This window comes from Streptomyces sp. NPDC027663 (genome assembly GCF_055566415.1).
Genome location: NZ_JBVHSK010000036.1, coordinates 1 through 4,853, shown reverse-complemented (window position 1 = coordinate 4,853; position 4,853 = coordinate 1). Strand labels below are relative to the sequence as shown.

General features: G+C 70.6%; 4 protein-coding genes and 1 pseudogene. 4 read left to right on the top strand and 1 reads right to left on the bottom strand.

Annotated features, from left to right (window positions below; genetic code table 11):
* From ACZ4SF_RS37980 to ACZ4SF_RS37970, 3 genes are all read left to right on the top strand, one after another.
* Window positions 1-1,489, top strand: a 1,489-nt coding sequence (locus ACZ4SF_RS37980) for a replication-relaxation family protein (protein ID WP_468393613.1), incomplete at its 5' end; no start/stop codon positions are given.
* 635 nt (window positions 1,490-2,124) lie between these two features.
* Window positions 2,125-2,334, top strand: a complete 210-nt coding sequence (locus ACZ4SF_RS37975; RefSeq protein WP_468393610.1) for a hypothetical protein — start codon at window positions 2,125-2,127, stop codon at window positions 2,332-2,334.
* Window positions 2,335-2,410: 76 nt separating this feature from the next.
* Window positions 2,411-3,100: a restriction endonuclease gene (locus ACZ4SF_RS37970; RefSeq protein WP_468393607.1), complete on the top strand. Its 690-nt coding sequence runs from the start codon at window positions 2,411-2,413 to the stop codon at window positions 3,098-3,100.
* Between the two features lie 170 nt (window positions 3,101-3,270).
* Here ACZ4SF_RS37970 and ACZ4SF_RS37965 read toward each other — a convergent pair whose 3' ends face one another.
* A complete protein-coding gene (locus ACZ4SF_RS37965; protein ID WP_468393604.1) occupies window positions 3,271-3,750 on the bottom strand; it encodes a hypothetical protein in 480 nt (159 codons plus the stop codon).
* A gap of 903 nt (window positions 3,751-4,653) precedes the next feature.
* On the opposite strand from ACZ4SF_RS37965, the pseudogene ACZ4SF_RS37960 reads away from it, so the two are divergent.
* A pseudogene (locus tag ACZ4SF_RS37960) lies at window positions 4,654-4,827 on the top strand (IS256 family transposase); the annotation flags it as partial.
* Window positions 4,828-4,853: the final 26 nt, after the last annotated feature.

Here is a 4,853-nt window from a genome sequence, read left to right as displayed (position 1 = left end):
AGATCATCGGGTTCGGGGGTCCGGTCCCCTCCACGGCCGGGGGCCGGCGCCCGGCCGCTGGCCGGTCGCGGACGACGGGAGGGCGAGCCTGATGGCGGGCAAGCGCAAGGAGAACGAGGCGGGATCGAGCAACGACCTGCGCGCGGATGTGCTGCGAGTCCTCGGAGTGCTCAAGGTCGCCACCGCCGACCAAATCCAGCGGCTGTCCTCGCCTCACCTGACCTACCGGCACACGACCAAGCCGACGGCGGCCAAGCAGAAGGAAGCCCGGACCGCCTCCTACCGCGCCGCGGTGAACGACCTTCGGCGCCACGGCCTGGCCGTCGACGGCGGCCGCACGCGAGGCAGTGAGGAGACCCGGCTGCTCACGAAGGACGGTCTGGCCGCCGCCGCGATCGACCTGGACCGCGAGACAGAGGAGATGGGCGGCATGCCCAAGAGCGCGGGCCGCTCCGGCGCCTCGCACCCGATGACGGCGAACGAGACGGTCATCGCGCTGATCCGCCCGAAGCCGAACCTGAACAAGGTCATGCGGGAGCCGGCCGAAGCGATCGCGACCGCGCGGGCCGCCGTCGCCGCGCACGACGGCATCGGCACCCTCGCCTCCTACGCCACCGAGGTCGCGCTCCCGGTGAAGGGCACCTGGAAGAACCCCGCGATCGGCAGCGCCCGCGCTGACGTCGTCCTGACCGCCCCGGAGGCCGGGGTGCCGCTGCTGTTCATCGAGGTCGACAACTGCACCGAGGAAGCCGTCCTCATCGCGAGGAAGTTCGACAAGTACGCCCGGTTCTTCCAGCGGCAGGAGAAGGACACCGACGGCATCGAGAAGCCGCTGTGGCGCACCCGCTGGTCCGCACCCGCCTGTGATGAGTACGAGCGGGTGCACCCGCCGGTCCTGCTCGTCTTCCACCAGGTCGGCAAGCGCTCCGCCAAAAGCCAGTTGGCCAGGGTCGCCGACCTCACCCGCCACCACTGGCAGGGGCGGTGGCATCCCGAGGGCGGCTACCACTCCTACGACCGCTGCATCCCGATCGTGGCGACCACGCTGGAGGAACTGCGCGAACACGGCCCGGCCGGGCCCGCCTTCTGGCGCTTCGGCCGCGACCATCGCCAGCCGCTGCTGGACGCGATCGGCAACGCCCGCCGGGACGCTTACCTCGCTCGCCGCCGCCAGGCCGCCAGGGAAGAGGAACGGCGCCGTGCAGAGCGGGAAGCCGCTCAGCGGGAGGCGCGGCGGCCGGTTTGCGCAGACTGCGGGCAGAAGTTCACCGATGCCAGGTGGGAGGCGATCGGCTACACCCGGGACTGGAGCAAGCGCCAGTCGTACCCGCACCTGTGCGAGGACTGCCAGGACCGGGCCGTCGCAGCCGAGCAGCAGGCCGAAGCCGACGAACGCGAGCGCCAGGAGCAGGAGCGCCTGCGCCAGGAGGCAGAGGAACAGGCCGCCGCGCAGAAGGCCAGCGGCTGGCTCTCCCGCTTCCGCACCTGACCCGGGCAAGCCGCGGCCACCGACGACGCGGGCAAGCCCAAGCCGGCCCTGGGCAAGCCCGCGTTGTCGGTGGCGGCTGCAACGCTGATCAGATGAACGGCGACGAGCAGCTGCTGAACGGCCGGGCCTACGGCGCGGAGCACGACGACCCCCACCCCGGCCCGCTCCCACACCGGACCTACGCCGAACTGGTCGGTCGGGAGGGCCACCAGGCCCCCGGCGCGCAGCACGCCCGCCGCCGTCTCGATGTCAGTGGTTGTTGCCGTCACCCTCGTCATCCTTTCACCGTCCCGCGCTCCCCAGGCTGGGACACCACATCAGGCCCGATACACAAGGCGTAACGACGGCGTCGGGGAGGCAGTACCTCGTGGCCTAACCCTCCTCATTCAAGTTGGGCAAGGTGCGACTCAAGTTAGTGCGCGGAGCCGTGAGCGGTCTGCCGCCGTGTCGCATGCATCGCCGTGCCCGTCCACGGTGATCCACCGTGCGGTATTCGGCCAGGTCCGATGGCTTTGTGCCAGTCTCCGGCAACCAGGTCCCAACATCACTGTGCCCCCGCTACATAAGAAGGCTGGGGTGGCGTGCTGCCGCCCCCGCCTGGTGATGACCGGTCGTATTGGGGGAGGTCGGGACGGTTGCTGACCATCAACGTTACGCTGCTGCTCGCAGTCATCGTGTTCTTCCGGCTGCGGCGGCGTACGGAATCCCGCAGCCGCTTCGACGAGAAGCTGACCGTCGTCATCGTCCTGGCGCTGGGCGTCCTTATCGCACCCACCCCGGCGGGCCAGGGAATCTTGAACATCTTGGGACAGCTCGCGAGCGGCGTCACCCAGGCCAGCCGATGAACCCCTGCCCACGCACGGGCCGGACGGCGCCCGCCGACGCCCGCTGCGGGGCACTGGCCCGGGGAGAGGCGGAGTGATGGCGGCACGTCGACGGCGCTGGCGCTTGAAGAAGCGGACGCGCAGGCAGCTGCAGGGCTGGGGTGCGGTGGTGGCGCTGGCCGCCGCGGTGTGGGTGGCCCGGCACTGGTCGGTGGTGTGGCCCGTCCTGGTGACCGTGCTCGCCGCGGCCGTGGTGGGCGGGGCCGGATGGGCGCTGCTGCGGGCGCACCGTCGCGCGGTCGGCCAGGACCGCGCGTGGCGGGCGCAGGAGGAGGCCCAGGCGCGGGAATTGTCGATGGCCGAGGTCGACGCGTTGTCCTGGCAGGAATTCGAGACGTACGTCGCCGACCTGTGCCGGCGGGACGGCTGCACGAAGGTCGTCGTCAGCGGCAAGAGCGGCGACCTGGGCGCGGATGTCGTCGGCTACCTGGCCGACGGCCGCAAACTGGTCGTCCAGTGCAAAAAGTACGCGCCACACCGCAGCGTCTCCTCGCAGGACATGCAGAAGTTCGTCGGCACCGCCCGCCTCGAACACGGCGCCGACGTCGCTTTGTTCGTCACCACCTGCCGCACGTTCACGAAGGCCGCACTCGGCTTGGCGCTGCGCCAGGACATCGTTGCCCTGCACCGCGATCTGCTGGGCTCCTGGGTCAAGGGCGCTCATCTGGAGACCTTGATCCCGCTGAACGGCAGCGGCGGCGGCACCAGGCGGCGCCCCTCTGCCTGACCGTGTCACCTGGGGACCATAGCTGCCTGGCGGTGCGGGTGCGCAATGACAGTCTGCGAACGCCGCCCATACCTCCATCCAGCCGGCTGAACCTCAACTCGTGGCCGAGACACACGCCGACACCAGGCAGACCGCACCGGGTGCCGCCGTCCTGCCCGGGCCAGTGCGGCTCACGGTCCACCGACACTGCGCATGCTGCTTCGAACCTCAGCGGTGTAGCTGGCGAGCTGCGTGCGCAGGTGTTGGTAGAAGTGCTGGCCGGCCGGCGGGGTGCGGGGTTGGGAGGTCAGCGAGATGTCGGTGAGGGTGGGGCCGCTTGGAGGCGTCATGGGCGGCTGCATGCTGGGTGCCAGCCGCCACTCGCTGCCGGTGAGAAGAGACCACGCCACGGCGGAGCAGCAGGCGTGAAGACGCTGGCTCTTGAGCGAGCCGGCGGCGATGCGGCGCTGGCGCCCGCGGTACGCCCCAGTGATCTCCTCCATGTCTGACGTCGGGAGTGTCCAGTGCGCGAAGTGCCGGCGTCGGGCCCGGTAGTCGGTCGGCAGTTGGCGCGCGATGTGCGCGGTGAGGCGCTGGAAGAGTACGGCCAGATCGGCTCGCCGCCCGTGGATCCGCTCCTCCAGGGGGCGGAATCTGCACCAGTCATCCATCCACGCCGAAGGGATCCCGAGGTAAACCCCCGCTTCCCGCAATGACATGCCGGTTGCCGCCTGAACGAGCTGGGCTGCGACGCACGAAGTCCTTCAAGCGCTCGACCAGCGGTTCCCCCGCCCCCTTCCTACCCAGGTCCCCGTACTGCCGGTCCTCTCTGCCCGCCCACCTGCACGGAGCCCTGCCGCCCTTCACCACCGCTCCGCCGCTCCTGGCGGCGCTGATCACCGAGTGCCTCTTCCGTGCCCCGTAGGGCCGCCCGGCGGCCGGCAAGGTGCTCGCCCGGCTGGGGCAGATCCCCGCGGCCCCGCTCCAGGCTGGCCACGGCCACGCACATGCCCCCCACCGCGACGGTCCCGATCGAGATCACCGCCACACGCGCCGCCCGAACCCGTGGCCTCCTCGGCCGCGGCGGTATCGACGGCGCGCTGCTGCTCATCGACCCCGCAACATGTACACCCTCGGCAGGCGTTTCATCATCGACGTCGCCTACCTCGCCGACGACCTGCGCGTCACTGACCAGCACGTCCTGCACCCGAACCGGATCGCAGCACCACATTGGCGCCCGCCAACCGAACGCACCGTCCTGGAGGCGAGGGCCGACGCCCTCACCCGCCGGGGCATCCAGCCCGGATGCCAGCTGACCGTCGAGCAATGCTCGGAACCTGTGGATCGCTGGGGAGGACGTACTTTCCCTGGTGATCGATTGATAGGTCGTGAGCAAGGCCGGCGTGGGCGCGTCGGTCGGGAAGGTACGTCCGTGCTCACCGTAGTCAACACCGAAGGCACCACCACTGGCGGGGCGTCGCTGCTGGACGAGATCGCCCGGGAGGGGGCGCGCAGGATGCTGGCCGCCGCGCTGGAAGCTGAAGTCAACGCCTACATAGCCGAGTTAGCCGGCCAGCAAGGGCGCCGGCTCCCGGGCCGCCGCCCTGGCGATGGTGCTCAAGCTGGTCGAGTCCGCCCAGCACCGGTGGCGCGCGGTGAACGCGCCCCATCTCGTTGCCCTGGTCAGGGCCGGCGGCCGCTTCGAGCGCGGCATACTCGTCGAACGTCCCACCCAGGAGGCAGCGTGATCATCCTCAGGCCCGAAACCATCAAC